This window comes from Ferrovibrio sp. (genome assembly GCF_046297895.1).
Classification (GTDB): domain Bacteria; phylum Pseudomonadota; class Alphaproteobacteria; order Ferrovibrionales; family Ferrovibrionaceae; genus Ferrovibrio.
On record NZ_JBKBHC010000006.1, the window covers coordinates 119760 to 144690 of the forward strand.

23 protein-coding genes are annotated in these 24931 nt (G+C 63.9%); 14 read left to right on the forward strand and 9 right to left on the reverse strand.

Annotation, left to right across the window (positions count from 1 at the left end; genetic code table 11):
- Nucleotides 1-168: 168 nt before the first annotated feature.
- Nucleotides 169-2475 carry a methyl-accepting chemotaxis protein gene (locus tag ACK4FK_RS11675; RefSeq protein WP_409745132.1) on the forward strand — a complete coding sequence of 769 codons (2307 nt, stop codon included), beginning with the start codon at nucleotides 169-171 and terminating at the stop codon, nucleotides 2473-2475.
- Here ACK4FK_RS11675 and ACK4FK_RS11680 read toward each other — a convergent pair.
- Entirely contained in the window at nucleotides 2445-2963 is a 519-nt protein-coding gene (locus ACK4FK_RS11680) for an O-acetyl-ADP-ribose deacetylase (protein ID WP_409745133.1), read from the reverse strand. The genes ACK4FK_RS11675 and ACK4FK_RS11680 overlap by 31 nt on opposite strands.
- A gap of 137 nt (nucleotides 2964-3100) precedes the next feature.
- Between ACK4FK_RS11680 and ACK4FK_RS11685 the strand changes: the two genes are divergently transcribed.
- From ACK4FK_RS11685 to ACK4FK_RS11705, 5 genes are all read left to right on the forward strand, one after another.
- The gene (locus tag ACK4FK_RS11685; protein WP_409745134.1) at nucleotides 3101-4582 is read left to right on the forward strand and encodes a divergent polysaccharide deacetylase family protein; all 1482 of its coding nucleotides are present in this window, start codon (nucleotides 3101-3103) and stop codon (nucleotides 4580-4582) included.
- 72 nt (nucleotides 4583-4654) lie between these two features.
- Entirely contained in the window at nucleotides 4655-5185 is a 531-nt protein-coding gene (locus tag ACK4FK_RS11690) for an RNA polymerase sigma factor (protein ID WP_409745135.1), read from the forward strand.
- Nucleotides 5182-5997: a hypothetical protein gene (locus ACK4FK_RS11695; protein WP_409745136.1), complete on the forward strand. Its 816-nt coding sequence runs from the start codon at nucleotides 5182-5184 to the stop codon at nucleotides 5995-5997. The genes ACK4FK_RS11690 and ACK4FK_RS11695 overlap by 4 nt, the downstream gene beginning before the upstream one ends.
- 112 nt (nucleotides 5998-6109) lie before the next feature.
- Nucleotides 6110-7444, forward strand: a complete 1335-nt coding sequence (locus ACK4FK_RS11700; RefSeq protein WP_409745137.1) for a sulfite oxidase — start codon at nucleotides 6110-6112, stop codon at nucleotides 7442-7444.
- Nucleotides 7445-7466: 22 nt separating this feature from the next.
- Complete coding sequence (locus ACK4FK_RS11705) at nucleotides 7467-7829, forward strand: hypothetical protein (RefSeq protein WP_409745138.1); 363 nt, start codon at nucleotides 7467-7469, stop codon at nucleotides 7827-7829.
- Here ACK4FK_RS11705 and ACK4FK_RS11710 read toward each other — a convergent pair.
- The 5 genes from ACK4FK_RS11710 to ACK4FK_RS11730 all read right to left on the reverse strand — a co-directional run bounded on the left by ACK4FK_RS11710 (nucleotide 7826) and on the right by ACK4FK_RS11730 (nucleotide 13976).
- A complete protein-coding gene (locus ACK4FK_RS11710) occupies nucleotides 7826-8719 on the reverse strand; it encodes a methyltransferase domain-containing protein (protein WP_409745139.1) in 894 nt (297 codons plus the stop codon). The two genes, ACK4FK_RS11705 and ACK4FK_RS11710, sit on opposite strands and share 4 nt — an antisense overlap.
- Nucleotides 8720-8841: 122 nt before the next feature.
- A complete protein-coding gene (locus tag ACK4FK_RS11715; RefSeq protein WP_409745140.1) occupies nucleotides 8842-9564 on the reverse strand; it encodes a DNA-3-methyladenine glycosylase I in 723 nt (240 codons plus the stop codon).
- Nucleotides 9565-9575: 11 nt separating this feature from the next.
- The gene (locus tag ACK4FK_RS11720) at nucleotides 9576-10472 is read right to left on the reverse strand and encodes a methyltransferase domain-containing protein (RefSeq protein WP_409745141.1); all 897 of its coding nucleotides are present in this window, start codon (nucleotides 10470-10472) and stop codon (nucleotides 9576-9578) included.
- Nucleotides 10473-10542: 70 nt separating this feature from the next.
- Nucleotides 10543-12063: an anthranilate synthase component I gene (trpE, locus tag ACK4FK_RS11725; protein ID WP_409745142.1), complete on the reverse strand. Its 1521-nt coding sequence runs from the start codon at nucleotides 12061-12063 to the stop codon at nucleotides 10543-10545.
- 11 nt (nucleotides 12064-12074) lie between these two features.
- On the reverse strand, nucleotides 12075-13976 hold the full coding sequence (locus tag ACK4FK_RS11730) for a SurA N-terminal domain-containing protein (RefSeq protein WP_409745143.1): 1902 nt from the start codon (nucleotides 13974-13976) through the stop codon (nucleotides 12075-12077).
- 190 nt (nucleotides 13977-14166) lie between these two features.
- Here ACK4FK_RS11730 and tpiA point away from each other — a divergent pair, with 190 nt between their 5' ends.
- The 6 genes from tpiA to ACK4FK_RS11760 all read left to right on the forward strand — a co-directional run bounded on the left by tpiA (nucleotide 14167) and on the right by ACK4FK_RS11760 (nucleotide 19959).
- Nucleotides 14167-14922, forward strand: coding sequence for a triose-phosphate isomerase (tpiA, locus tag ACK4FK_RS11735; protein WP_409745144.1), 756 nt, complete (start codon nucleotides 14167-14169; stop codon nucleotides 14920-14922).
- A gap of 4 nt (nucleotides 14923-14926) precedes the next feature.
- Nucleotides 14927-15946, forward strand: coding sequence for a lysine-2,3-aminomutase-like protein (locus tag ACK4FK_RS11740; RefSeq protein WP_409745145.1), 1020 nt, complete (start codon nucleotides 14927-14929; stop codon nucleotides 15944-15946).
- A gap of 111 nt (nucleotides 15947-16057) precedes the next feature.
- Nucleotides 16058-16372: a preprotein translocase subunit SecG gene (gene secG / locus ACK4FK_RS11745; RefSeq protein WP_409745146.1), complete on the forward strand. Its 315-nt coding sequence runs from the start codon at nucleotides 16058-16060 to the stop codon at nucleotides 16370-16372.
- Between the two features lie 88 nt (nucleotides 16373-16460).
- Nucleotides 16461-18095 (forward strand): CTP synthase, encoded by a 1635-nt coding sequence (locus ACK4FK_RS11750; RefSeq protein WP_409745147.1) that lies wholly within the window; start codon nucleotides 16461-16463, stop codon nucleotides 18093-18095.
- A 168-nt stretch (nucleotides 18096-18263) separates the two neighbouring features.
- A complete protein-coding gene (gene kdsA, locus ACK4FK_RS11755; RefSeq protein ID WP_409745148.1) occupies nucleotides 18264-19109 on the forward strand; it encodes a 3-deoxy-8-phosphooctulonate synthase in 846 nt (281 codons plus the stop codon).
- Between the two features lie 145 nt (nucleotides 19110-19254).
- Nucleotides 19255-19959, forward strand: a complete 705-nt coding sequence (locus ACK4FK_RS11760; protein ID WP_409745149.1) for a formylglycine-generating enzyme family protein — start codon at nucleotides 19255-19257, stop codon at nucleotides 19957-19959.
- 1 nt (nucleotide 19960) lies between these two features.
- Here the strand turns inward: ACK4FK_RS11760 and ACK4FK_RS11765 are convergent, their stop codons facing one another.
- Nucleotides 19961-20182, reverse strand: a complete 222-nt coding sequence (locus ACK4FK_RS11765; RefSeq protein WP_409745150.1) for a biotin/lipoyl-binding carrier protein — start codon at nucleotides 20180-20182, stop codon at nucleotides 19961-19963.
- Nucleotides 20183-20425: 243 nt separating this feature from the next.
- Here ACK4FK_RS11765 and ACK4FK_RS11770 point away from each other — a divergent pair, with 243 nt between their 5' ends.
- Nucleotides 20426-21304 carry a DUF6602 domain-containing protein gene (locus ACK4FK_RS11770; RefSeq protein ID WP_374298877.1) on the forward strand — a complete coding sequence of 293 codons (879 nt, stop codon included), beginning with the start codon at nucleotides 20426-20428 and terminating at the stop codon, nucleotides 21302-21304.
- A gap of 80 nt (nucleotides 21305-21384) precedes the next feature.
- Here the strand turns inward: ACK4FK_RS11770 and ACK4FK_RS11775 are convergent, their stop codons facing one another.
- A complete protein-coding gene (locus ACK4FK_RS11775) occupies nucleotides 21385-21615 on the reverse strand; it encodes a helix-turn-helix transcriptional regulator (RefSeq protein WP_374298875.1) in 231 nt (76 codons plus the stop codon).
- Between the two features lie 260 nt (nucleotides 21616-21875).
- Between ACK4FK_RS11775 and ACK4FK_RS11780 the strand changes: the two genes are divergently transcribed.
- A complete protein-coding gene (locus ACK4FK_RS11780; RefSeq protein ID WP_409745151.1) occupies nucleotides 21876-22715 on the forward strand; it encodes an SPOR domain-containing protein in 840 nt (279 codons plus the stop codon).
- 104 nt (nucleotides 22716-22819) lie between these two features.
- On the opposite strand, the gene typA is transcribed toward ACK4FK_RS11780, so the two are convergent.
- Nucleotides 22820-24640, reverse strand: a complete 1821-nt coding sequence (gene typA / locus ACK4FK_RS11785; protein ID WP_409745152.1) for a translational GTPase TypA — start codon at nucleotides 24638-24640, stop codon at nucleotides 22820-22822.
- Between the last annotated feature and the right edge of the window lie 291 nt (nucleotides 24641-24931).

Here is a 24931-nt window from a genome sequence, read left to right on the forward strand (position 1 = left end):
GGTCCCGCCCTGACCCACCTACAGGTTGGGTAGTTTCGCCTCTCAGCCCGGCGGCCCGGGCTTTACGGAGCCATTCGTACCGGGAAATATGGCGGCATAACAAAACCCCAGCACGGCCAGAAGGCCGACGGGACCGGATCGTCTGGCCCGGGGGGATGGAGGATGATTATGGGTATTCGCCAGAAGCTCACCCTGGCCATCGCCGTGCTGGCGGGCCTGACGCTGGTCTCAAATGTCATCGGTGGATTTTTCTTCGGTCGCGTGCAGGGCAGCTATGCCAGCATCACCGGCACCAATCTGCCGGCCGTCGTCTCGGCCCTGAATCTTGCGGCGAGCAGCGCCGAATTGACGGCCAATGCGCCGGTGCTGGCCAGTGCGATGACCGATGCCGACCGCGAGAAGGCTGCCGCCGATCTCAAGGCCAAGCAGGATGAGTTGAAACAGGTGGTGGAGCGGGTGAAGGCCACCGCGTCGCCCGAGCAGGCCGAGCAGATCGAAGGCATCGACAAGGCCATCGAGACGCTCGACCGCATGATCGCCCAGATCAACCGTTCGGTGAATGCGCGGTTGACATACACGGCTGACCGCGAACAGCTCCTCAGCAAGATCAATGCGGATTATCTCAGCTTTCAGGCCCAAATCCGTCCCGCGCTGGACCGGGCGATCTATGAACTGCGCCAGCCCAATGCCAAACCGGCGGTGGCCGAGGCCGCCAACGCGCTGATCGCCGCCGGCAATGCAGTGAACCAGCTTGTCGGCGTGCTGGCGGTGGCCGCGCAGGCGCCAAGCAATGCCGAGCTCGACAAGCTGTTCGCAGAATTCTCCAAACTGAACAGCACGGCGCTCGAAGAGCTCGATTGGGCCTCCAAGCAGTTCGATATTTCCGAGCTGCTTGCCACCACGCAGAAGCTGCTGGGCTACGGTCAGGGCGCCGAAAGCATGTTCGGCGTGCGACGCGGCGAATTGCGGACGGTGAACACCGCCGGCACGGCATTGAATCTCGCGCGCAATGCCGCGGCGGAACTGTCGGGCAAGGTTCAGGCCCTGGTCGATGCGGCAAGCAAATCGGCCGATGGCGCGGCGACGCAGGCGGCCAGTCAGTCGAATATGGCGCAGATCGTTCTGGTCGTCATCACCGTGCTCTGCCTGGGCATCGCTGCGCTGATCGGGGTTTTCTTCGTGGGGCCGCAGGTCACGGCGCCAATCGACAGGCTGACGGCGGCGGCGCGACGCCTGGCCGAGCGCGACTGGTCGGTGGAACTCGAGGAGACGAAGCGTAATGACGAGTTGGGCGAGATGGCGCGTGCCATCGAGGTGTTGAAGACCAGTGGCCAGGAAAACGAGACGCTGCAGCGCGAAGTGGAACAGGGCCGCACCGAATTCGAACGCCAGCGCAAGGCACAGGAGGAACTGCTCGAACAGGCCATCGGTCAGATCGTGTCGGCGGCAACGGCTGGCGATCTGACGCGCCGCATCGACGCCAACGCGCTGCAGGGCGTCATGCATACGCTGGGGATCGGCGTGAACGATCTGCTGAGCACTGTGGAGCGCGCACTGAATGACCTGGGGCAGATGTTGGAGGCGTTGGCCCATGGCGACCTGACGCATCGCATCGACGGCAACCATCGCGGCCTGTTCGCGCAACTGGCCGAGAATGCCAACACGCTGGCCGGCAAGCTGGCCGAAATCGTCGGCCGCCTGAGCCAGACGGCGGGCAACGTGCGCGACGCATCAGCCGAAATTTCCGTCGGCAGCAACGATCTGGCCCAGCGCACCGAGCAGCAGGCCGCCAGCCTGCAGCGCACAGCCGCTTCGATGGAGGAAATCACTGCCACCGTTCGGCACAATGCCGACAATGCCCGACAGGCGAGCCAACTGGCGGTCACCGCCCGCGACACGGCCGACAAGGGCGGTGTCGTCGTCAACCGTGCCGTCGCTGCGATGGGGCAGATCGAGGACAGCGCGCGCAAGATCGTCGATATCGTCGGGCTGATCGACGAGATCGCCTTCCAGACCAACCTGCTGGCGCTGAATGCGAGCGTGGAGGCCGCGCGTGCGGGCGAGGCGGGCAAGGGCTTTGCCGTGGTGGCGCAGGAGGTGCGTGCCCTGGCGCAGCGGTCGGCCAATGCCTCGAAGGACATCAAGGCTCTGATCCAGGAATCGAACACCCAGGTGCGCGACGGCGCCAAGCTGGTGAACGAGGCGGGTGGATCCTTGAGTGGCATCGTCGATGCGGTGAAGCGCGTGGCCGGCATCATCGAGGAAATATCGATCGCCAGCCAGGAACAGGCCTCGGGGCTGGACGAGATCAACGATGCCGTGGCGCAGATGGACGAAATGACCCAGCGCAACGGTGCATTGGTGGAAGAGACCACGGCATCGGCCCAATCGCTGGCCGATCAGGCGCGCGACCTGGCGGCATCCATAACCTTCTTCCGGCTTGCTCAGGACGCAGAGGCAAGAGCGGCCGAATAGATCGCCGCATCGCGTTCGGAGAAACAGCAGAAGACGATGTGTTCGGGCCTGGGCTGCGCCGATGCCCAGCGCCGAGCCTCTGCGACGGCGATTGCCGTGGCGGCTTCCAGCGGATAGCCGAAGATGCCGGTCGAGATCGCGGGGAAGGCGATGCTGGCAAGCCCGTGCTGCAGCGCCAGTCCAAGACTGTTGCGGTAGCAGGCCGCCAGCAGGGCTGGTTCGCCCTGCGCGCCGCCCTGCCAGACTGGTCCGACCGTGTGGATGACGTGGCGGGCGGGCAGGCGGTAGCCGGCCGTGATCCGCGCCTCGCCGGTGGGGCAGCGGCCGATGCGCCGACATTCGTTTTCAAGTTCCGGCCCGGCGGCGCGATGGATGGCGCCGCAGACCCCGCCGCCCGCCAGCAGGCTTTCATTTGCCGCATTGACGATGGCGTCCACCTGCAGGCGCGTGATGTCTCCGGTGATGACGGATATCCGTGTGTCGGTCATGGCCGAATCCTAGCAGGATTGCGAATCGCCGGCAGGGGCCGTCTTTACCTTTCGCTAACCAAGGCGAAACGACAATGGGGGCAACGCTTTGCACGCTGCGCTTGCCGTGCCTGCCGCAATCCTTTAACCGGGTCGAGATGAGCGATCCTGCTGACACGCCGCCGCTGAGACTGAAGCCGCGCCGCGCCGCCACCGCACAATCGGCAGCCGGCGCCTACGGTGCCGTGCAGGCCCAGGCCGCGCCGGGGCGGGTCATTCCGCCGCCACCGTATGCTACCGCAACGCCATCGGCCAGACCGCGTGGGTTCATTGCTGCGAACTGGCCGCTCATGACTGCCGCTGCCGCCCTTCTGGCCGGCGGCGTTGCTGTCGGCATGCTGGTCGGGCCTGCACCGGTGCCAAAGCCGGCCGTGGCCGCCGTCGCGCCGTTGCCGAAGACGCAACCCGCCCCCGCGCCGGTTGTGCCCTCCCAGCCTGCTGCTCAGGAGCAGGGCTGGCGCCCGGTCTCCGATCTTGCCCGCATAGCCGTGGCGCCGCCGCCGCCGCCCATGCTGCCGACGGTTGCCCTGTCCACGCCGGCGATTGAGACGAGCCCACAGGTTACGGCTGTTGCTCCTGCGGGTGCTTCTGCGGTTGTCCCCGCGCCGGCGCCGGCACCCGTGCCGGTGCAAACCGAAACTGTCACGGCCGTGGTTCCTGCCCCGGCGCTGGGTACTGAACCAGCGCCCAAGGCTGACGTCTCGCCCAAGGCTGACGTCTCCAGGAGGGGGCGTGCCACGCCCGAGGGCCCGGTAACCGTGCATCGTATCGGGCCCAAGCATGTCGATCCCGCAGTGCAGCTCGCTGCCGCCGTGCCGCCTCCGTCGCTCGCGGCGCGTGGTAGCAGCGACATGCAGGCCTGGCGCGCCCGTGCCGTGCCACCGCCGGCCGGCGCGAAGCCTCCCTTCGTTGCCATCGTCATAGACGATGCGGGTCTTGATCGTCGCGGTACCCAGCGCGCGATCAAGCTGCCTGGCCCGATCACGCTGTCGTTCATGAGCTATGCCGCCGACCTCTCGGAGCAGGCCGCCGCCGCGCACGTCGCCGGCCATGAAGTGATGCTGCACCTGCCGATGGAGCCTCTGGATGCCAAGCGGCACAATCCGGGGCCAAACGCGCTTTATGTCAATCTCGATGCCGTCGAGCTGCAGCGTCGGCTGGACTGGCATCTCGACCGTTTCAGCGGCTATGTCGGCGTGAACAACCACATGGGTAGCCGCTTCACCGCCGATGCAGCCCGCATGACACAGGTGATGGAGGCTCTGGGCCGCCGCCAGGTCTTCTGGCTCGACAGCTTGTCAGGGCCGAGTTCCGCCGGGCCGGCGCTGGCGCGCAATCGCGGCCTGGATGCCGCCGAGCGCGATCTGTTCCTCGATGACGATCGTTCACCCGGCATCGGCCACGAGCTTGCCGCGATGGAGCGCATCGCGCGCGCCCGTGGCGACGTGATCGCCATCGGCCATCCCCATGCCTCCACCCTGACTGCGCTGGAAACCTGGATGGCGAGCGCGAAGGCAAAGGGCTTTAGCGTGGTGCCGGTCAGCACCGTGCTGCTGCGCCGCCAGCAGCAGGAGCGCTGAAAAAAACGGCGTGACATTCCGGTCGGCCCCGCGCAGTCTGGACCGAGAGGAAACCGATCCGGATGGCCGCCCGTGCTGCAGGGCATCGAAAGCATATTGATCGAGCACTGGGCGGCACTGTTCCGCTATGCCCTGACCTTGACCGGCGACCGCGAGGCCGCCCGTGATCTGATGCAGCAGGCGGCGCTGAACGCGCTTGCCTCCCGCGCAACCCCGCCGCAGAGTGGCCGCGAGCAAGCCTGGGCCTTCAAGGTGCTGCGCAACGCCTGGATCGACCAGTACCGGCAGGAACGCAGCTCGCCCATCGTTGATGCCGCCGCAACCGGCATGAACCGCGAGGAGGCGCCGGCGCCATGGTATTATGACGACCGCCTGCTGGATGACATGGCGGTGCGCGAGGCTCTTGAGAAGATCGACTTGCATCATCGCGAGGTGGTTGCACTGGTGGATATACAGGGGTTTCGTTATGCGGAAGCCGCAGAGATCCTGCATGTGCCGGTCGGCACGGTGATGAGCAGGTTGAGCCGCGCGCGGCTGTTGCTGCTGCAGATTATCGGCGGCAAGGTACAGGTTCTGGAAAAGGCACGGAGACGCCGGTCGTGACGCCCTCGTGGGATATGCTGAATGCCTATGTCGATGGCGAGCTGGATGCCGCCAGTGCGGCACGGGTGGCGGCTGCCGTGGCGGGCGATCCTGATCTTGCGGCCCGGGTGGCGACGCTGACGCGGCTGAAGGCCAGCGCGGCGGATGCCATGCCTGCCGATATGCCCGACATGCCGCCGCAAGTCCTTTCGCGACCCCATTATCGCCGCCGACCGACTGCCCGTCTTGTGCTTGCCGTGGCCTCCCTGCTGCTGGCGATCGGCTTTGGTGCGGCAGCACTGGTCGCAATCTGGCCGGCAAGAGACAACGCCCCCGCTGCCCTGGTGGCCGCGGCGGGTTTGCACCGCACCTGGATAGATGCTCCAGCCGGGATCAATGGCCTGTCCGGCATGCTTCGCCCCAATCCGGCCACGACGCCACTGGCATTGACTGAAATTCCCGATCTTAGTGCCGCCGGCCTGATGCTCAGCCATGTCGTGCCGGCTGCTGCGCCCGGGCAGGGGAGCGGACAGGGCAGCATCCTGCTGGGCTTTCGCGGGCCACGGGGTTGCCGGGTAAGCCTGTGGATCGGCGGGGCTTTACCAGAATTTACGACCACACCGGTGCGTCAGCAGGTCGACGACCTCTCGGTTTTCGTCTGGCGCGTTGAGCATACGGGCTATGCCCTGATGACCCGCGACATGGATGCGCAGCGCTTCGTCACCCTCGCTTCGGCCGTGGCGCGTATTACCCACGAGCATTTCCAGGTCGACACCCTGACCCGTATGGCACTGCAGCAATCAGCCGATCCGGCGCTGCCGTGTCCGGCCTGATGGCCCCGGGCGGAAATTTTTCACACGCTGTGGAATAAAACGACCCAGCCTTCCGTCTTACTCCATACAAGCCCGTTTCCATGAAGAGGCGGGCAGAAGCGGAGGATGCGCCATGGCAAAGGGTTGGAAAGAACGCGGCTTTTTCGAACTGTATCGGGACGACCCCGAGCGTGCCGACGCGCTGGTTTTCGGCCGTCGCAGCGGTGCCAGCCGGCGCGGTTTCCTGCAGGGGGCCGGCCTTGCCACGATGGGCGCTATGGTGGGCGGCGCAATTCCCTTCAGCGGCAGCATGCCGTCCGGGCTGATTCCGGCGGCCATGGCGCAGGGTAGCAGCGCTGCTCCGAAAATCCTGAAGATGGACGGCAAGGCGGAGCTTGTGATTCTGGGTGATAAGCCCCTGGTGGCCGAGACGCCGGAACATCTGCTCAACGACGATATCACGCCGAACGACAAGATTTTCATCCGTAACAATGGCATCGTGCCAGACCAGTTTGCCGGTGATCCGAACGGGTGGGCCCTGACCATCGACGGCGAGGTCAATACCGCGCTGAAGCTGACGCTGGGCGAACTGAAGCAGAAGTTCAAGCCGGTGACCTATGCCCTCCAGATGGAATGCGGCGGCAATGGCCGCGCGGCCTTCGAACCGAAGGCCAGCGGCAACCAGTGGGGCAACGGGGCCATTTCGAACGCCCGCTGGACCGGCGTGCGTCTGAAGGACGTGCTCGAGGCAGCGGGCCTGAAATCCAGTGCGGTCTATACCGGGCATTACGGTGCCGATCCGCATCTTTCGGGCGATGCCAGCAAGCCGGCGATCAGCCGCGGTGTGCCCATCGCCAAGGCGATGGAGGAACACACCATCATCGCCTATGCGGTGAATGGCGGCCCAATCCCGAACGTGCATGGCTTTCCCCTACGCCTGATCGTGCCGGGCTGGCCGGGGTCTGCCTCGCAGAAATGGCTCAACCGCATCTGGATCCGCGACCGGGAGCATGACGGTCAGGGCATGACAGGCACCAGCTATCGTGTGCCGGTCAAGCCGATGATTCCGGGCTCGAAAGCCGATCCCAGCAATTTCCGTATCATGGAATCGATGCCGGTGCGCTCGATCATCACCAACATTGCCAATGGCACCGAATTGAAGGCCGGCACACGGGCCATCGCCCTGAGGGGGCATGCCTGGGCCGGCGAGCATTCCGTGTCGGAGGTTCATGTCTCGGCCGATTACGGCCAGACCTGGCGCAAGGCGAAAGTGGGCAAGGCGGCCAACAAATATGCCTGGCAGACCTGGAATGCCGACCTCACTGTGCCATCGGAGGGATATTACGAGTTCTGGGTTCGCGCCATCGACAGCACCGGCCGTGGCCAAAGCCATGCGGCGGCCAACTGGAACCCGCAGGGGTATGGCGGCAACGTGATGCATCGCATCGCCGTGCTGATCCCCGCCTGAGTCCTGAGAGGGTTTCGCATTGATGACGCGTTGGTTTGCTGCCGTTGCCATGGCGGCGTCGCTGGCCTTTGCTGCCGGCGGCGCCGTCCTTGCCCAGTCTTCACCTGCCGAGCGGGAACCTGAGGAACCGACGGTGTTTCCGGATGGTGAATACCGCGATGAGGTTTTCTATGTCTGTACGGCCTGCCATGGTTCGGATCTCGTGCGGGCGCAGGGGCACAGCCGCGAGCGCTGGGCCGAGGTGCTGACCATCATGGTCGAGAAGCACAACATGGCGCCGTTGGAGGGCGAGGACCTAGATAAGACACTGGATTACCTAGCCAAGGCATTTCCGCCGAAAGGCCGCGGCTATACCAATCCGTTCCTGAACCGGACGACGAATTAGGATTTGGTGAAGCGGTAGGCGCAACCGGCGGTCATGCGGCCGTCTTCCACGCGGATGCATCCATCCACGCGATCTGCCAGGTGGAAGCGCTTGTCGGCACAGGCCAGCAGGTAATCCTCGGCATGACTGTAGCGGCCGGTCGGAAGCAGGGTGTATCCGCTGCCCGGCGCGCCGAGTTCGGTTGTGAACATGAAGGTTCCGCCCGGCGCCAGTATCCTGCCAAGTTCCGTGAACAGGTCATCCAGCTTGCCGATATAGATCAGCGTATCGGCTGCCAGCGCGACATCGTAGGCGTTGTCGGCGAAGGTTTTAAGCGCGGCATGCAACTCGCTCTGATACAGGCTGTCGTAGATGCCGCGTCGGTCAGCCTGCTGCAGCATGCCTGGTACCATGTCGACGCCGTCAAGTTTGCCGGCATAGGGGCGGAATGGCACGCCGCTTAGTCCAGTGCCGCAACCGAGATCGACAATGTTACGACCGGCATCAGTGGGCCAGCCGGCATTGACGGCGAGTTGCCGCAGCATCTCCGGCCCGCGATAGGCAAGACGCGAGAGGTGGTTGTCGAAATGCGGAGCCCGGCTGTTGAACAGCCAGTTGACGAACGTCTCAGGCGCGCGCTCCGGTTTGCTGCCCTGCAACGAGGCCAGCAGGTGGCCGATCACGCCGGATTGCGGCGCCAGTTGCCGGGCGCGCTGTAGGCTCTCGATAGCGGCGGCATTGCGCTTCAACTCGATCTGGCTCATTGCCAGTCCGAGCCACGACAATGCGCTGTCGGCCTGGATCACCGCCTTGGCGAAGCAGCTTTCCGCCTCGGCATGGCGACCGGCTTCCAGGGCGTGAATGCCCCGTTGCTCCCAGCGGATATGGTCGATTTCGACAGGGTGTTGCATGGCCCCAAGCTAGGCTTGTGGGGGCGGTAAAGCGAAGCAATTAATTGGATTTATTATTGTGTGGGTTTACAGATCGCTAACCATACCGATCGCGGGACCTGCTGAAACGGAATTGACTATGGTCAGTCCTCGCCGCCCATCGCCTTCTGCAGGGTCTCGGCGTCGTAATTGGGGCCGATGGACATGGCGCAAATCCGCGAAATATGGGTGAAAGGCAGGCCGCTTTCCCTGGCCCAAGCATTCATCTGGCTCTGGATTTTCAGCCGGTCTCGCTTCGCCGTCGGATTCTCGGGGATATCCACGCTAGCATCGCGCAGACACAGCACCACATCACGCGAGGCGATCCAGCTGTCGCGACCAAGAAAGCGGATCAGGTACTGGCCGGTATTGCCGCCCAACCGAGAGCCGCGCTTGGCCAGCAGATCCAGCAATCCCACCTGATCCTCCATCGGCCAGGTGGCCAGCAGCTTGCCAAAGCTGCCGTATTCGCCGGCGATGTCCATGACGAAGCGGGCATTGTCGCGCACGGAGCGGATTTTCTGCGGGTTGCGCACGATACGCTTGTCGGAGGCCAGTTTCTCCCAGAATTCATCGGGCTTGTGCAGCAGCTTGCGCGGTTCGAAACCCAGGAAGGCGGCCTCAAAGCCGTCCCACTTGTTTTCGATCACGCTCCACACGAAGCCGGCGGAAAAGACGCGCTTGGCCATCTCGGCCAAGGCACGATCATCCTTCAGCTTGGCCAACAGCCTGTGATCGGGCCTGGAGGGCAGCAGTTTCTTGAGGTTCGCTTCGCCGCCCTTGCGCTTGGCGGCGCGGGCGTGAATGGTCTTGAACGCTGTCGGCATGGCGGGCTTTCTCAGGCTGCGGGCTTGCTGAAGCGATAGGCGTGGCCGGGGATGGCCTGCTGGGCTTCGGTGCGAATGGCTCCATCAACGCGATCGGCGCAGGAGAATAGACCGTCGGCGCAGGCCTTGAGATAGGCATCGGAATGCTGGTAGCGACCGGATTTGACCAGGGCGAAACCTTCGTCGCAGGCTTCCACGGTGAACAGCAGATCACCGCCGGGCCTGAGCGCGGCGTGCGCCAACCGGAAGAATTCGGCGACATCCCCGATATAGACCAGGGTGTCGGCGGCGACGACGGCATCATAGCTGCCAGCCGGCAGCCGGCGCAGCACAGCATGGGCCTCGCCATGCCAAAGATGGTTGTAGATCCCCCGTTTCAACGCCTGTTCCAGCATGCTGGCGGATAGGTCCGCGCCCTCAAGGCGGCCGGCATAGGCCCGCAGGGGCATGCCGCTCAGTCCCGTACCGCAGCCGATGTCGATAATGTGCCGGGTACCGTCGGCAGCCCAGCCAGCGCGCTTGATCAGTTCGGCGAGCATCTGCGGTCCCTGATACTGAAGGCTGGTCAGATGCTGGTCGAAATTTGCCGCGTAGCCGTTGAACAGGAAGGTGATGTAATCATTCGGAGCCCGTGATGTGGTTTCTCCGGTCATCGCCTTCAGCAGGTGACTGATGATGCCGCAGGTCGGGCGCGCAATATGGGCGCGCTGCAGGCTGGCGACGGCATCGTCGACGCGGCGCTGGTTGATTTGACTGAAGGCGAGGCCAACCCACGAGAACTGACGGCTGTCGTCGTATGTCAGGGCCTTGGCAAAGCAGGCCTCGGCTTCGGCATGCTGGCTCCTGCTGTCGGCCTCGATGCCGCGGCGTTCCCATTCTTCCGCCTCGGTGGATGGATTGCTCTGCATGGCACAACGATAGCGCCGCACGGGACAACGCGGCAACCGGATTATGCCACCGGCAAGACCGAGTCGCGGGTTATTGGCTGCGCCCGCCGCGGCTGGCGTAGCGTTCGGCTTCCTCGGCGGCGCGGATCAGAGCCTTGGCCTTGTTGACGCATTCGACGTGCTCCGACATCGGGTCGCTGTCGGCCACGATGCCGGCGCCGGCCTGCACATACATGGTGCCGTCCTTCACCAGAGCGGTGCGGAGCGTGATGCAGGTATCCATGCTGCCGTTGGCCGAGAAATAACCCACGCCGCCGGCATAGAAGCTGCGCCGGACCGGTTCCAGCTCGTCGATGATTTCCATCGCCCGCACTTTCGGTGCGCCAGAGACGGTGCCCGCAGGGAAGCCGGCAAACAGGGCATCCAGCGCATCCAAGTCGGGGCGAATCTTGCCCTCGACGTTAGACACGATATGCATGACGTGGCTGTAGCGTTCGATCTGGTTGCGCTCGGTCACCTTCACGGTGCCGATCTGCGCCGTGCGGCCAACATCGTTGCGGCCGAGGTCGAGCAGCATCAGGTGCTCGGCCAGTTCCTTCGGATCGCTCAGCAGGTCTTCCGCCAGCACCTGATCTTCCGCGGGCGTGGCGCCGCGCTTGCGGGTTCCGGCGATGGGGCGGATCGTCACCGTGCCATCGCGCAGACGCACGAGGATCTCTGGCGAGGAGCCGACCAGGCAGGGCCCGCCGAGATTGAGATAGAACATGAACGGCGAGGGATTGGTTCGCCGCAGCGCGCGATAGAGCGCGAATGGCGGCAGCCGGAACGGCAGGCTGAAGCGCTGGCCTACCACTACCTGGAAGATATCGCCGGCAGCGATGTAGTCCTTCGCCTTGCGCACCATCGCCATGTAGTCGTCGGGCGACATGTTCGACTGCGGCTCGGGCAGGGCATCCAGGTCGGCGATCTGGTCGCGCACGGCGCCCAACGGGCGGTCGAGATCAGCCACCGCATCGCTGAGACGTTCGCTGGCCATGGCGTACGCGGCGCGGGCATCCATGCCGACCTGAGGCCGCACCGGGGTGACCAGGGTGATGATGTCGAGAACGGAATCGAAAATCGCCATTACGGTGGGGCGCATCAGCAGCCCATCGGGCAGACCGAGCGTGTCAGGATTGGCGTCCGGCACTTTCGGCTCGATCAGCCGCACCATGTCATAGCCCATGAAACCGACGATGCCAGCCGCCATCGGCGGCAGATGGCCCGGCAGGTCGATATGGCTTTCGGCCAGAAGTTTGCGCAGGGATGCAAGCGTTGGTTCGGCGCAGGGCTCGAAAGCATTCTGGTCGAAGCGGGCCTTCCGGTTGATCTCGGCCTTCTGTCCCTTGCAGCGCCATAGCAGGTCGGGCTTCAGGCCGATAATCGAATAGCGGCCGCGCACCGCCCCGCCCTCGATGGACTCCAGCAGGCAGGACCAGGGTCGCGTATCGGCAAGTTTCAGGAAAGCCGAAACCGGGGTTTCCAGATCGGCGACCAACTGGGTAGACAATACCTGTGCCTCGCCGGCCATATAGGCCTTGGCGAAGCTGGCATAGTCGGGCGTGATCTTCATCGTGGCGCGGATTACAGGCCAGTGGCGCGGATGCGGGCCGCCGGATCGATCTTCACGCCGATTTCCTTTTGCACCTGCTGGCGATACTGCTGCACCAGATCCTGCGCGATGCCGCCGGCCAGCTGCTGTGCGGTCTGCTCCTTCTGGCGCGCGACGGCAGCCGGATCGGCCGCCTCGACACGGATCAGCCGTGCGACGACGGCGTTGGCCGGATTGGCGCCGGCCGGGCCGGTGACAGTCTCCCCCGGCTTTGCGCCGAACAATGCACTGACCACCGCAGGAGACAGGGCGCGTTCGGCCGGCTGGCCGCCGCGTGACAGCGGTGCACTGAGCTGAACGATGACGCCCAGTGCGGCAGCTTCCTTAGCCAGATCGCTGCCGCCACGCAGACGTTCGGCGATCTGCTTCGCAGCCTCGGCGGCGGCTTCGCTGCGTCCGCGCTGCTGCAGGGCGACCACGACGCTGTCCTTCACCTCGGCCAGGGGGCGCAGCGCGGCCGGCTTGATGCCGACCGGCTTCACCACTAGGAAACCACCATCCGGCTGATCGACGATGTGCGGCTCGGCATTGGCATCCATGTCGAAAGCTTCGGTCAGGAAAGCCGGCAGCCTGGGCAGGGCATCAACAGGCTTGCCATCCGGGCCGGCGCCCTGTGCATCGACATCCTCGGCGCGATTGATGCCCGCTTTGTGCGTGCTGGCGATTTCGTCCAGGGTGGCGCCGCCGGCGATCTGATCGTCAACCTGCTGCCGCAGCTTGACTAGGCCATCCGCGGCCTTGCGCAGGGCGATCTGCTGACTCAGTTCGGCCTTTGCTTCTTCCAGGCTCTTGGTAGTGCCGGGCTGTATCGCCGTGACGCGGGCGAGATGCCAGCCGAAAGGCGAGGTCACCGGCTCGCCCACCTTGTTCAGTGGCAGGGCAAAAACGGCATTGGCGATGCCAGCCGGCAATTCGTCCTTGGTGACGGTGCCGAGCTTGACGTCTTCGGGTTTGAGTTTCTGCAGTCGTGCCGCCATGGCGATGAAATCCTCGCCCTTCTGCACGGCATCAAAGGCGGCTTTGGCCTCGGCCTCGGTGTTGAACACCACCTGCTCGACGCTGCGCCTTTCAGGTGTCACATAGGCGGTGCGGCTGGCCTCGTATTCCTCGCGCAGCTCCTCGTCGCTGACCGGCATCTGGCCGGCATAACCCTGCGGCGTGAAGGCGAGCCACGCCAGGCTGCGGCGCTCCGGCGCGGTGTAGGCCAGCGGATTGGCCTTGTAATACTCCTCGATCTGCGCCTCCGTCGGCATGGCCGGGGCCGGAAGTTTCGCGGCATCGACCACGAAATATTCCGCCAGCCGGCGTTCCAGCCGATAGCCCAGGATGGTGTCGACCATCGCGTCGGGAACAGTGGTCACGCTGCCGAACAGGCTGCCCAGCAACTGGGTGCGGGCCAGATCCTGGCGCAGCAGGGCGACCAGCATGGCCTCAGAATAGCCTTCATTGCGCAGATAGGTTTCGAAGGCCAGGCGGTCGAACTGGCCGGTGATGCCCTTGAAGGCCGGCGCATTGGTGATCGCCTCGCGCACCTGGGCATCGGTGATCATGATGCCGAGTTTGTCGGCGGCCTGCACATACAGCCTGTCCTCGATCAGACGATTGAGCACCGTCTCGTCCAGGCCGAGCTGGCGGGCCTGCTCTGCGGTGAAGCCACTGCCGAAGCGGCGCTGCAGGCTGCTGACCTCGCGGCGATAGGCGTCGGCGAATTCCGGCTGGGTGATCTTGGCCGAGCCGACGGTGGCCACGTCGCCGCCGCCGCCAAAGCCGCCGATATAGTCGCCGATGCCCCAGGCGCCGAAGCTGACGATCAGGAGAATCATCAGGCCCTTGGCAATCCACGAGGCGGCGCCGGAACGCATCTGCTGCAGCATTGAAAACACCCGAAAAAGTGAAGCGAAACAAAGGCTCCGGCCTGATCCTGCGACCCCGGCCGGAGCGGTCGGGCATAGTAAGGCCGGGGCGGGGAGGCGGCAAGGCGCCGGCTTTGCCTTTCGGGGCGGAACTTGCTAGGAGAAAGCCGCTTTTTCGCCCATCTCACAGCGATCTGAAAACGAGGTTTCCATGGCGGCGCGGCGCCCCCTGATTGTCGGCAACTGGAAAATGAACGGCCTGACGGCTTCCCTCGCCGAGGCCTCGGCCCTGGCCGGCAAGGTGAAGGTCCAGACCCCGCAGGCCGAACTGGGCCTCTGCCCGCCGGCCACCCTGGTGGCGGCAATGGCCGCTGCGCTCAAGGGCACGGGTGTCGGGGTTGGGGGACAGGATTGCCATGCCAAGGCCTCGGGTGCCCATACCGGCGACATCGCTGCCGAGATGCTGAAGGATGCCGGCGCTGCTTATGTGATCGTCGGCCATTCCGAACGCCGCGCCGATCATGGCGAAAGCGACGGGGCGGTGCGGGCCAAGGCCCAGGCGGCCCACCGCGCCGGCCTGGTTGCCATCGTCTGCCTGGGCGAAACCCTGGCCCATCGCGATGCCGGCGAGACCCTGAAGGTGGTGGCGGGCCAGTTGCGCGGTTCGCTGCCCGACGATGCCAGTGCCGCCAACACCGTGATCGCCTATGAACCGGTCTGGGCCATCGGCACCGGCCGCACGCCCACGCTGGAGCAGGTGGCCGAAGTACATGCCGCGATCCGGCAGGACCTTATGGCGCGTTTTGATGATGGCGCCGGTTTCCGCATCCTCTATGGCGGCTCGGTGAAGCCCGACAACGCGAGGCAACTCATGGCCGTGGCCGATGTGGATGGCGCGCTGGTCGGCGGCGCCAGCCTGAAGGCCAGTGATTTCTGGCCGATCATCGAGGCGAAAGGCTTCAAATAATCCCATGGGCGCCGAGGAGCGGGATCGGGACGGCAGCATCGCGGCACTTAAAAAAGTGGCCGCGCAGTTCGCCGTGTCCGTCACGCCGCATCTGCAGGCGCAGATCGACCCGGCCGATCCGAAAGACCCGATCGCGCGCCAGTTCCTGCCCGATGCGGCGGAGCTGGTGGCGCATGAGCATGAACGTAGCGATCCCATCGGCGACGAGGCTCACAGCCCGGTGGCCGGCATCGTGCACCGCTATCCCGACCGCGTCCTGCTCAAGCTGGTGAATGTCTGTCCGGTCTATTGCCGCTTCTGTTTCCGCCGCGAGATGGTGGGGCCGGGATCGAAAGGCCTGAGCGCCGAACAGCTTGATGCCGCCATCGACTATATCGCGCGGCATCCGGCGATCTGGGAGGTGATCCTCACCGGGGGTGATCCGCTGATCGTTTCGCCGCGCCGGCTGAAAGACGTGATGCAGCGGCTGAGTGCCATCCCGCACTTAAGCGTGGTCCGTATCCACAGCCGCGTGCCGGTCGTCGACCCCGGGCGCATCAGCGACGATCTGGTGGCGGCGCTGAAATCCGGCGACAAGGCCGTGTGGCTGCTGCTGCATGCCAACCATGCCCGCGAATTCGTGCCCGAGGCGGTGGCGGCGATCTGCCGCCTGGTGGATGCCGGCATTCCGATGCTGGGCCAGTCGGTGCTGCTGAAGGGCGTGAACGACAGCCCGGCGGCCCTGACCGACCTGTTCCGCGCCATGGTGGCCAACCGGATCAAGCCGCATTACCTGCATCATGGCGACCTGGCGCGCGGCACCAGCCATTTCCGCCTATCGCTGGAAGAGGGCCAGCAACTGATGCGCCGCCTGCGCGGCCACACCTCGGGCCTGCTGCAGCCGACCTATATCCTCGATATTCCCGGCGGCCACGGGAAAGTGCCGGTCGGCCCGGCCTATGCCGAGCCGCGGGAGGATGGAAGCTGGCAGGTCACCGACCCTTGGGGCTGCAGCCATCGGTATGACGATCTGGCGGTGGGCTAACCTGTTGGTTATACAGAAATATTGTTGAAGTGCGGGGCTTGCGGGCCGCAGGGGCTTTCCCTATCTGGTGTGAGGGTGTAAAAGCCCCCGGACTTTCGGAGACTCAAGACCATGATGACCTTCCTTCTGGTGGTGCATATCCTGCTGGCGCTGGCGCTGATCGGCGTCATCCTGGTGCAGCGCTCGGAAGGCGGCGCGCTGGGCATGGGCGGCGGTGGCGGCGGTTTCATGACCGCGCGCGGCCAGGCCAACCTGCTGACCCGCACCACGGCCATCCTGGCCACTCTGTTCATCTGCACCAGCATCGCGCTGGCGATCCTGGCCGGTGGCCATTCCAAGCCGCGCTCGATTCTCGACGCAGCCCCCGCCACAACGCCGTCGGCCCCCGCCGATTCGCAGAAGCCGGCCGTGCCCCTGTCGCAGTAAGTATCTGAATTTACAGATCGATTAAATCGCGCACCGCGATGCGCAAAGCCCTTCATTGTGTCGAGCGATTAGATTAAACAGGAGGCCCATGACGCGGTACATCTTCATCACCGGCGGCGTGGTTTCCTCCCTCGGCAAAGGTCTGGCTTCGGCGGCGCTCGGCGCGCTGCTGCAGGCCCGCGGCTATTCCGTCCGCCTGCGCAAGCTCGACCCCTATATCAACGTCGATCCGGGCACCATGAGCCCGTACCAGCATGGCGAGGTCTTCGTCACCGATGACGGCGCCGAGACCGACTTGGATCTCGGCCATTACGAGCGCTTCACCGGTGTGCCCGGCCGCAAGACCGACAACATCACCACCGGCCGCATTTACCAGACCGTGATCGCCAAGGAGCGCCGTGGCGACTATCTGGGCGGCACGGTGCAGGTGATCCCGCATATCACCGACGCCATCAAGGATTTCATCGCCGCCGAGCGCGAAGGCACCGACTTCATGCTGGTGGAGGTGGGTGGCACGGTTGGCGACATCGAAAGCCTGCCCTTCCTGGAGGCGATCCGCCAGTTCGGCCTGGAGGCCGGGCGGGGCCAGGCGATCTACATCCATGTCACGCTGGTGCCGTTCATCGCGGCCAGCGGCGAACTGAAGACCAAGCCGACCCAGCATTCGGTGAAGGAACTGCGTTCCATCGGCATCCAGCCCGACATCCTGCTCTGCCGTGCCGACCGCGAGATTCCGCAGGGCGACCGCAAGAAGATGGCGCTGTTCTGCAACGTGCGCGAAGAGGCGGTGATCCCGGCGCTCGATGTGAACACCATCTATGCCGCACCCCTGGCCTACCACGAGGCGGGGCTGGACGTGCAGGTACTGAAGAGTTTCGGCCTGGACGCCGCGGCGAAGGAACCTGATCTGTCGCGCTGGAAGAATGTCGTGCAGCGCGTGGTGGCGCCGGAAAACAGCGTTAAGATCGCCATCGTCGGCAAGTATACCGGCCTGAAGGATGCCTATAAGTCTCTGGCCGAAGCTCTGGCCCATGGCGGCATCGCCAATAACGCCCGCGTCAACATCGAGTGGATCGAGTCCGAGATTTTCGAGAAGGACGAGACCGCCTTGCATGCCCTCGACGGCGTGCACGCGATCCTGGTGCCCGGCGGTTTCGGCGAACGCGGTTCGGAAGGCAAGATTCGCGCCGTCACCTTTGCGCGCGAGCGCAACATTCCCTATTTCGGCATCTGCTTCGGCATGCAGATGGCGGTGATCGAATACGCGCGCTCCAAGGCCGGCATCAGGAAGGCGAGCAGTACCGAATTCGGCCCGACTGACGAGCCCCTGGTTGGCATGATGACCGAATGGATGCGGGGCAACGAGCTGGAGAAGCGCTCGGCTGCCGGCGATCTGGGCGGCACCATGCGGCTGGGCGCCTACAACGCGGCGCTCAAGCCGGGTTCGCGCGTGGCCGAGATCTATGGCAGCACCACGATTTCCGAGCGCCACCGCCACCGCTACGAGGTCAACACCCGCTATCGCGAGAAGCTGGAGGCCTGTGGCCTTGTCTTTTCAGGCATGTCGCCCGATGGCCTGCTGCCCGAGATCGTGGAACTGCCCGACCATCCCTGGTTCATCGGTGTGCAGTATCACCCCGAGCTGAAATCCAAGCCCTTCGAGCCGCACCCGCTGTTCGCCAGTTTCGTGAAGGCGGCACTGGATCAGTCGCGGCTGGTTTAGGGGCAACATCCGCTCCTGAGCCGTCATGGCCGGGCTTGTCCCGGCCATCCACGTTTTTGTAACCATGGTTCTATAAGTTCTGGAAAATTAAGGCATGGATGGCCGGGACAAGCCCGGCCATGACGCTGTAGAATACGCGCTGGGGCGAGTGATCAGGAGCGACGCAGAATGAGCGATACCCAGAACCCCATCCGCCATGTGAAGGTCGGCGAATTCGAGATCGGCAACGATCTGCCGCTCACGCTGATCGCCGGGCCCTGCGCCATGGAAAGCCGCGATCACGCGCTCGACATGGCCGGGTCGCTGAAGGACCTGACCGAGAAGCTCGGCATCAACTTCATCTACAAGTCCTCCTTCGACAAGGCCAACCGCACCTCGATCCGCTCCAATCGCGGTTTCGGCCTGGAGAATGCCCTGCCGGTCTTCGACGAAATCCGCTCCACGCTCGGCCTGCCGGTGATCACCGACGTGCATACTGAGGAGCAGTGCCGCGAGGTGGCGCCGCATGTGGATGTGCTGCAGATCCCGGCTTTCCTGTGCCGCCAGACCGACCTGCTGGTGGCGGCCGCGCAGACCGGCAAGCCGGTGAACGTGAAGAAGGGCCAGTTCCTCGCGCCCTGGGACATGAAGAATATCGTCGAGAAATTCGACTATTGCGGCAATCTGAACGTGATGCTGTGCGAGCGCGGCGTGAGTTTCGGCTACAACACGCTGGTCAATGACATGCGCGCGTTGCCGATCATGGCCGAGACCGGTTGTCCGGTGGTGTTCGACGCAACGCATTCGGTGCAGCAGCCGGGCGGCAAGGGCTCGGCCTCGGGCGGCGACCGCCGCTTCGTGCCGGTGCTGGCGCGCGGCGCCGTGGCGATCGGCGTGGCCGCCGTGTTCATGGAAACCCACAAGGACCCGGACAGCGCGCCGTCGGACGGCCCCAACATGGTGGAATTCGACCGGCTGGAACCGATCCTGGAACAACTGCTCGAATTCGACCATCTGGCGAAAAGCGGGCATTGATCCAGCCATCAGGCTCTGCCTGTTTCAGCGCGGCCGCCACGCATTGCTGTTTGGGTATTTCCCGACTTTTGCCGCGCTAGGGGCTGGTCGCTGTCGCCAAGTACGCTATTTGACCGGGCGGCGGGCTGATACCGATGGGATGACAATGCGCGAAATCTTGGCGACGGTCTTGATCGTGGCATTTGCCGGGGCGGCATCGGCCGCCGACAAGCAGCGCGTCGGCGCCTTCGAGATGGATCGCAACGAAGTGACCATCGCCCAGTTTCGTGCTTTTGCCCAGGCGACCGGCCATGTCACGCAGGCCGAGCGGGCAGGAGGCGGCTACGAATATGCCGGCGGATGGGTGCGGCGGCGCGGCTGGACCGTCTATCGCCCATATGGCGAGGCCCCCGAGAGTGAGGCGCATCCTGCCGTGCACGTGAACTGGGCTGAGGCGCGCGCCTATTGCGCCTGGGCCGGCGGCCGTTTGCCAAGTGCTGCTGAGTGGACCTCCGCCGCCTACACGGAGCAGCGCGGCAATCCGCCTTCGCCCTTCATGACCGGCCGCACCTATCGCTATCCCAGCGGCGAAACAGCGAACGGGGCCAATACGTCGGGTATCGACCGCTGGCCGCGCGGTGCGCCGGCCGGGCAGACCATCGCCGGCGTGAATGGCCTGCACGACATGGGTGGCAATGTGTGGGAGTGGGTAGATGATGCCAGCCCGCGTGACCAGCGCGAACGGCGCACGATGGGCGGTTCATGGTGGTACGGCGCAGCCCAGATGCAGGCTGATGTCGAGGCATACAAGCCGGCGGAATTTTATGCGGTTTACGTCGGATTCCGCTGCGCCTATGACCCAAGGTCCTGAGTCACGCCTCCAGCTTCGCCAGCACCTGACCTTCCTTCACGCTGTCGCCCTCGGCGACGGTGAGGGCGGCAAGCCTGCCCGCCCTGGGCGCCTCGACCGGGATTTCCATCTTCATCGATTCCAGGATCATGACGATGTCGCCTTCGCTCAAGGCCGCGCCGGCCTCGGCCTCGATCTTCCACACCTTGCCGGTGACATCGGCCTTGATCTCGATAACGGGCATGTCATTATGCTTCCTAAAGAAAATACCGGTTTTCCAGCAAATTAATATAAATTCTTGAGTTTTTCAAACTCACGAATAGTCCCGCTATAGGCCGTCATAGGCAACCGTAGGTGCTGATGCACAGTATTCTGGTGGCTGGGCTGGTAGTGCTTACGTCGTCATCATGTCCCGAGAATGAGGAAGACGCCATACGGGCTAAAATGATATTTGGCCAACTGCCTGATATTAGCTTTCGAGACGAATATGGCTGACAACGACCTCCACGATTTCTTCCAGCAACAAGCCGTGGAGATCGCGGCCGAGTATGAACGTATTCGCAAGCGATCCAGAGAGGATGCAGGAACTGCTGGAGATGAGGGCGAGGAAAACTGGCGAGAGATTTTAGGCGGCTGGTTGCCATCCGAATATAACGTCACGACCAAAGGGCGCGTCATGGTACCTAATGGTTGGTCAGGCGGTCAGGTTGATGTGGTCGTGCACAATCGCGCTTATCCGCGCCGTCTAAGAGAGAAGAAGATGCACTTGGCCGGTGGGGTGGCAGCCGTGTTTGAGTGCAAGTTGACCCTGCGGCCTGGCGATATAACGAAGGCGGTAAAGAAGTGTGCCGAATTGAAGGCCGCTCTCCCTAAGCGTTACGGTTCTCCTTACAAAGAGCTGGTAGCACCGATGATCTTTGGCGTTCTCGCGCATAGCCACGATTTTGGAGCGAATGCCGAGGAGAAGATTCATCTTGAGATTCTCACGGCTAGCCAAACTTATGTCGATCATCCCATCAAGGAGATCGATCTTGTCTGCGTGGCTGATCTCAAGGCGTGGCACCACTCGGTCATGCAATTCCTTTTTCACCGCCCACCACCCCAGCTAGAAGGCCCTGTCATGACCTCGTTCATGCAAGCCGAGGGCAATCCAATCGCAAACGCGATCAACTACACAACTACACGATTGGCTTGGGAAGACCCGACACTTAGAAACTTGTCTGAATACTACAGAACCGTGCTGAGCCCACAGGGTAGGGGCAATATTAGGCATTGGCCCCAGTCAGTAGTTACGGAGCAATTGCTGAAGCAGCCGGCATTCGATGGTGGGGGCGGATGGAGCCACTGGAATGGGCTCTACTACTGAACTCGATCATTCGATAAATCGCCGGTTGGCAGAAAGTAGATGTATTCTGCCAAACCTGCTTTTCACATGCGGTAGTCATCTTATTTGGATAGTTTCGATTTTCTCTTAGTCACCTTCGATGACTCGTCTGCAAGGCTACGATGGCGGTTGTTATCAATGAACCAGATCAGGTCAATCTCGCGGTACCGGATGATGGTCTGAGCAACTCGAATGTAAGCTGGTCCCGTTCCGTCTTTACGCCAACGGAACATAGTCTGGGGATCGACGCGGAGGAGGCGGGCCGCCTCTTTGGTCGTAAGCAACGCAGGCATGCTCTGCCTCTCGGGTTGAAGCAATTTTCCGACGGTTCATTGTCGTGCATCCCCTAAGCGACACTTACGGGTTCATGGTGACACTACGGGTTACATGGATTTTGGGGGCTGCCTAAGTGCTTGTATCGCGGAGCCGAATCAGGACTGTTGACGATAACGGGCATGTATCCTCCACAGGTCGTTAACCCTGTTTCTGCCTTGGAAGTGCCTGTCGCGCCAGCGTAAAATGCAAGGGTTCCGCCGAGTCCCGAAAGGCTGCCATGTCCTGCCGTAACGTCATTGCGGTTTTAGTTGCCGCCGGCCTGCTGGCGGGCTGCGATACCTATAACGCGATCCGCCGTGACATCGGCATCGATCCGCGCGATCCCCCCGTGCAACAGGCGGCTGCACCAAAGACACCTCAGCAGCCCATGCCGTCGGCGCCGCCCGCGCCGGTGATGCAGGGCGGCGTGGCGCAGGCCAACTGGGCGGCCCAGCGCGCGGCCACAGCATCGGCCAGCAACCAGGGCAACACCGCTCCGGTCGGCTACACGGAACCGGAAAAGCCGGCCGAGTCCGCTGTCGCCGCGCCGGCAGCAACCGCCGCCATGCCAGCCGCATCTCCCGCGCCGACGCGCACCGCACGGGCTGCGCCGCAACAGCCCGCAGGCAATGCGGCGGCAAACCGCACCGCAGCGGCCCCGGCCGCTGTTGCCGCGCCCGGCCTGCCTGCCGGCTACAAGCCGTCGCCCTCGGTGATGGACAATCCCGCCCAGGCGATGGAGCAGCAGAAGATGGCCGCGGCCACGGGGGCGATCCCGGAACCGCCGAAGATGGCCGGCAGCATGAAGGAACCGGGCAGCGTCACCGGCGGATCGTGGCGCGTGCATCTGGCCTCGCACCGCACGGAATCGGCCGCGATCAACGAGTGGCAGGAGCTGCTGAAAGCCAATCCGCAGCTTTATGGCCAGTATGATCCGTTGGTCTCCTGGGTCGAGCTGCAGGGGCGGGGTTCATTCGCGCGGCTGGAACTGGTCGGTTTCCCCGACAGGAAGGCGGCCGAGGCAGCCTGCGCGAAGCTGCGGACCGGCACGCGCTACTGCGCGGCGGTGGCGGAGTAGGGTGACGGAAAAGGCGTGGATGGTTGGGCCAGGTCCGGCCATCCACGAAAGAAAAAGGCCGGGATTGATCCCGGCCTTTCGCATTCTTGGGAAATCGAAATGCTTTACGCGGCCGCCTCGGCAGCACGGCTGGCGCGCTTGCGATCGTTCGGGTCGAGCAGCTTCTTGCGGATGCGGATCGACTTCGGTGTCACTTCCACCAGCTCATCGTCGCCGATGTAGCTGATCGCCTGCTCCAGGGTCATCTTGCGCGGCGGCGTGAGGCGCACGGCCTCGTCCTTGCCGGCGGCACGGATGTTGGTGAGCTGTTTGGCCTTCATCGGATTGACTTCGAGGTCATTGTCGCGGCTGTTCTCGCCGATGATCATGCCTTCATAGACCGGCGTGCCCGGATCCACGAACAGCACGCCACGCTCCTCGATATACCACAGCGCATAGGCCACGGTTTCGCCGGTGCCGTTGGCGATCAGCACGCCATTGCGACGGCCGGGGATGGCGCCGCGATGCGGGCCATAGCCATGGAACAGCTTGTTCATGATGCCGGTGCCGCGCGTGTCGGTTAGGAACTCGCCGTGATAGCCGATCAGGCCGCGCGACGGAGCGTGGAAGGTGATGCGGGTCTTGCCGCCGCCCGAGGGGCGCATGTCGCGCAGCTCGGCCTTGCGCAGGCTCATCTTTTCCACGACCACGCCGGTATAGGCGTCGTCGACGTCGACATGCACTTCCTCGATCGGCTCGAGCAGGGTGCCGTCTTCATCCTTCTTGAAGATCACACGCGGGCGGCTGATTGAAAGTTCAAAGCCTTCACGGCGCATGGTCTCGACCAGCACGCCGAGCTGCAGTTCGCCGCGGCCAGCGACCTGGAAGGCATCCTTCTCGTCAGTTTCGGTGACGCGGATGGCGACATTGCCCTCGGCCTCGCGCAGCAGGCGCTCGCGGATCACGCGGCTCTGCACCTTGCTGCCTTCCTTGCCGGCAAATGGCGAGTTGTTGACCGAAAAGGTCATGGCCAGAGTCGGCGGATCGATCGGGTTGGCCGGCACCGGCTCGGTGACGGCGGGATCGCAGATCGTGTCGGCGACGGTGGTGGTGGTGAGGCCCGCGATGGCAATGATGTCGCCAGCCTCTGCTTCCTCCACTGGTACGCGCTCGATGCCGCGGAACGACAGCAGCTTGGTGGCGCGGCCGGCTTCGACCTCCTTGTCGCCACGCAGCGAATGGATCGGGGCGTTGACCTTGATCTTGCCGGAATAGATGCGGCCGGTGAGGATGCGGCCGAGGAAATTGTCGGCTTCCAGCGTGGTGACCAGCATCTTGAACGGCGCGTTGATGTCGGCTTTGGGGGCCGGCACATGGCGCACGATCAGATCGAACAGCGGGGCCAGATCCTTGCGCGGGCCTTCTAGGCTGTCATCGGCCCAGCCGCTGCGGCCCGAAGCGAACATGCAGGGGAAGTCGAGCTGCTCTTCCGAGGCGTCCAGCGCGGCAAACAGGTCGAAGACTTCCGAATGCACTTCCACCGGGCGGGCGTCCTGGCGGTCGACCTTGTTGATGACCACGATGGGGCGCATGCCTAGGCCCAGCGCCTTGCCCAGCACGAACTTGGTCTGCGGCAGAGGGCCTTCGGCAGCGTCGACCAGCAGCACCACGCCATCCACCATGCTCAGGATGCGCTCGACCTCGCCGCCGAAATCGGCGTGGCCAGGGGTGTCGACGATGTTGACGCGGGTGCCGTGCCACTCGACGGAGGTGCACTTGGCCAGAATGGTGATGCCGCGCTCGCGCTCCAGGTCGTTGGAGTCCATCACGCGCTCGGCCACCTGCTGGTTCTCGCGGAACGAGCCGGACTGGCGCAGCAGGGCGTCAACCAGGGTGGTCTTGCCATGGTCGACGTGAGCGATGATGGCGATATTGCGGATATCCATGCGGCTTACACAAAAGGCCCGGTCCATCCTGAGGGCAGGCGGCCGGGCGCGATTCCTTTAGGTTTCGGCCCGAGTGATTCAGCAATGCGCGCAATCACTCAAGGGTTCAATGCGTATACCCGATAACCGAATCCCGCCTGTCTGGGCGGGATTCGGTTATCGGGTACGGGGTTGGCGGCTATATACGGTGCCGACCGGATTGTGACAAGAACAGATTTGTTGCGCTGCAATGACCGCCTGCAAGCGCGGCATTATTATGGCTCAAATTGCGTCGTGGTCGTAATTTTATTA

Coding starts and splice junctions, on each gene's coding strand:
- trpE (WP_409745142.1), bottom strand. CDS start 12,063: ATGAAGATCACGCCCGACTATGCCAGCTTCGCCAAGGCCTATATGGCC.
- ACK4FK_RS11720 (WP_409745141.1), bottom strand. CDS start 10,472: ATGCAGAGCAATCCATCCACCGAGGCGGAAGAATGGGAACGCCGCGGC.
- typA (WP_409745152.1), bottom strand. CDS start 24,640: ATGGATATCCGCAATATCGCCATCATCGCTCACGTCGACCATGGCAAG.
- ACK4FK_RS11765 (WP_409745150.1), bottom strand. CDS start 20,182: ATGCCCGTTATCGAGATCAAGGCCGATGTCACCGGCAAGGTGTGGAAG.
- tpiA (WP_409745144.1), top strand. CDS start 14,167: ATGGCGGCGCGGCGCCCCCTGATTGTCGGCAACTGGAAAATGAACGGC.
- ACK4FK_RS11680 (WP_409745133.1), bottom strand. CDS start 2,963: ATGACCGACACACGGATATCCGTCATCACCGGAGACATCACGCGCCTG.
- ACK4FK_RS11770 (WP_374298877.1), top strand. CDS start 20,426: ATGGCTGACAACGACCTCCACGATTTCTTCCAGCAACAAGCCGTGGAG.
- secG (WP_409745146.1), top strand. CDS start 16,058: ATGATGACCTTCCTTCTGGTGGTGCATATCCTGCTGGCGCTGGCGCTG.
- ACK4FK_RS11675 (WP_409745132.1), top strand. CDS start 169: ATGGGTATTCGCCAGAAGCTCACCCTGGCCATCGCCGTGCTGGCGGGC.
- kdsA (WP_409745148.1), top strand. CDS start 18,264: ATGAGCGATACCCAGAACCCCATCCGCCATGTGAAGGTCGGCGAATTC.
- ACK4FK_RS11685 (WP_409745134.1), top strand. CDS start 3,101: ATGAGCGATCCTGCTGACACGCCGCCGCTGAGACTGAAGCCGCGCCGC.
- ACK4FK_RS11705 (WP_409745138.1), top strand. CDS start 7,467: ATGACGCGTTGGTTTGCTGCCGTTGCCATGGCGGCGTCGCTGGCCTTT.
- ACK4FK_RS11700 (WP_409745137.1), top strand. CDS start 6,110: ATGGCAAAGGGTTGGAAAGAACGCGGCTTTTTCGAACTGTATCGGGAC.
- ACK4FK_RS11750 (WP_409745147.1), top strand. CDS start 16,461: ATGACGCGGTACATCTTCATCACCGGCGGCGTGGTTTCCTCCCTCGGC.
- ACK4FK_RS11780 (WP_409745151.1), top strand. CDS start 21,876: ATGTCCTGCCGTAACGTCATTGCGGTTTTAGTTGCCGCCGGCCTGCTG.
- ACK4FK_RS11775 (WP_374298875.1), bottom strand. CDS start 21,615: ATGCCTGCGTTGCTTACGACCAAAGAGGCGGCCCGCCTCCTCCGCGTC.
- ACK4FK_RS11740 (WP_409745145.1), top strand. CDS start 14,927: ATGGGCGCCGAGGAGCGGGATCGGGACGGCAGCATCGCGGCACTTAAA.
- ACK4FK_RS11710 (WP_409745139.1), bottom strand. CDS start 8,719: ATGCAACACCCTGTCGAAATCGACCATATCCGCTGGGAGCAACGGGGC.
- ACK4FK_RS11715 (WP_409745140.1), bottom strand. CDS start 9,564: ATGCCGACAGCGTTCAAGACCATTCACGCCCGCGCCGCCAAGCGCAAG.
- ACK4FK_RS11730 (WP_409745143.1), bottom strand. CDS start 13,976: ATGCTGCAGCAGATGCGTTCCGGCGCCGCCTCGTGGATTGCCAAGGGC.
- ACK4FK_RS11760 (WP_409745149.1), top strand. CDS start 19,255: ATGCGCGAAATCTTGGCGACGGTCTTGATCGTGGCATTTGCCGGGGCG.